Origin of the sequence: Nitrosomonas marina (assembly GCF_900111605.1) — a bacterium.
In the GTDB taxonomy this organism is placed as follows: domain Bacteria; phylum Pseudomonadota; class Gammaproteobacteria; order Burkholderiales; family Nitrosomonadaceae; genus Nitrosomonas; species Nitrosomonas marina_A.
Window position 1 is genome coordinate 1 of record NZ_FOIA01000084.1, and the last position, 1425, is coordinate 1425.

General features: G+C 50.7%; 3 protein-coding genes. All 3 read right to left on the reverse strand.

The genetic code is table 11. The features are described 5' to 3' along the window. A partial coding sequence (locus tag BMY62_RS15825; protein WP_256207673.1) for an IS66 family transposase zinc-finger binding domain-containing protein occupies nt 1-662 on the reverse strand: 662 nt, incomplete at its 3' end. A gap of 51 nt (nt 663-713) precedes the next feature. Further along, nucleotides 714-1064 (reverse strand): IS66 family insertion sequence element accessory protein TnpB, encoded by a 351-nt coding sequence (gene tnpB, locus BMY62_RS15830; RefSeq protein WP_090662243.1) that lies wholly within the window; start codon nt 1062-1064, stop codon nt 714-716. Continuing rightward, complete coding sequence (gene tnpA / locus BMY62_RS15835; protein ID WP_090662246.1) at nt 1052-1348, reverse strand: IS66 family insertion sequence element accessory protein TnpA; 297 nt, start codon at nt 1346-1348, stop codon at nt 1052-1054. Before tnpA ends, tnpB begins: the two co-directional genes overlap by 13 nt. Nucleotides 1349-1425: the final 77 nt, after the last annotated feature.

The window sequence follows — 1425 nt, forward strand, 5'->3', positions numbered from 1 at the left end:
GAAAGCGTGACCTGTTCTCGTGCTGCAATCTGTTCCAGGCGGTAGAGCGGCAGGTGATTGAGGTATTTGTTGCTGATCACCCAGGCCAGCAAACCGGGTGCAGCCATGCCGCCGTCAATGACGGCCGGCGGCACCGGTTCTGCGGTGACAGTTTCGCAGGTCTTGCACGCATATTGCGGACGAATGTGGCGATGGACAAAGAATCTGGCCGGTTCTACGTCAAGTTGTTCGGTGACGTCTTCACCGATTTTGACCAGTGTGTTGCCACACTGTCCGCATTGGCAGGATTCCGGTTCATGGCGGTGTTCGATGCGTGGCAGATGATCCGGCAGCGGCTGGCGGCCTGCACGGGAACGCGGCGGTTTTGCCGGCGCTGTTTTTGCAGCTGGGTCAATCTGCTCGATTTCGATATCAACGGCTGCGATATCAGCCAGCACCGATTCTTCAAATAAACTGAGTTGCACTGCAGACAACGATTCATTCTTCTTGCCAAAGCGGATACGGCGCAAATGCGCCAGTTCCATCGTGAGTGCTTGGATTTTGAGTTCCTGTGTACGAATCTCTTTTTGCGCTTGTTCAAGTAGCGTCTGAACAATACCGGTGACCTGTTGTTTGGTATCCGCATCAAGGTTCAATTGATCAAGCTGCGCCAGTGATTTCATGGCTGTTATTATACCACAAAACCTGACTAACTTACTGTAAACACAACATTATTACGCCCGAAGATGTGCAGGTGGCGTTGCCGACAAACGTTGCCAGTCCACGCCCGCTGTCAGCCATTCCCAATGTGATTGGGTCAATTCAAAACAACACGCTTCCAGCTGCGGCCACACAAACCGGCCCTGATGCAATCGGCGATGACATAGCCAGACGCCCGTACCATCCCATAACAGTACCTTGATACGATTCCTGGCACGATTACAAAAAACAAACGCGGAACCCGCGCAGGGTGAATGGCCTAACGTCTGCTGTACAATCATCGACAAACCATCGATGCCCCGGCGCATATCCACCGGCTCAACAACCATCCAGATTTGTCCAACATGAGCAATCAGTCCAGACATTTCAACAATTCGCCCAACCACTGCGGTGATACATTTGCCGGCAGTTCGAGTGTATGACCACCTGTACAACGCAATTTCAAATAATCCGATGGTGTTGTGGTAGTTCTGATCGTCACCGGTATCAACGAAGTCCGTTGATTGTGTTTTTGCACATCACGATAAACCCGTAGCCAATTCCCAAATGTCTTGCTGTTCAATCCATGATCACGACAATATGCCGCTTGCGACAAACCGCTCGCCTGCCACGCTTTGATATGATGCTCTTGTTGTTCATGTGTTGTCATCGGCCATCCTCCTGTGAAAATATTCGAGGATAACCAGTTCAATTTCTAATTTATATATGGTGGGGCTAAACGCTTAC

Excerpts from the sequence above, each read along its gene's own strand:
- tnpA (WP_090662246.1), bottom strand. The coding sequence starts at position 1,348 with ATGACAACACATGAACAACAAGAGCATCATATCAAAGCGTGGCAGGCG.
- tnpB (WP_090662243.1), bottom strand. The coding sequence starts at position 1,064 with ATGTCTGGACTGATTGCTCATGTTGGACAAATCTGGATGGTTGTTGAG.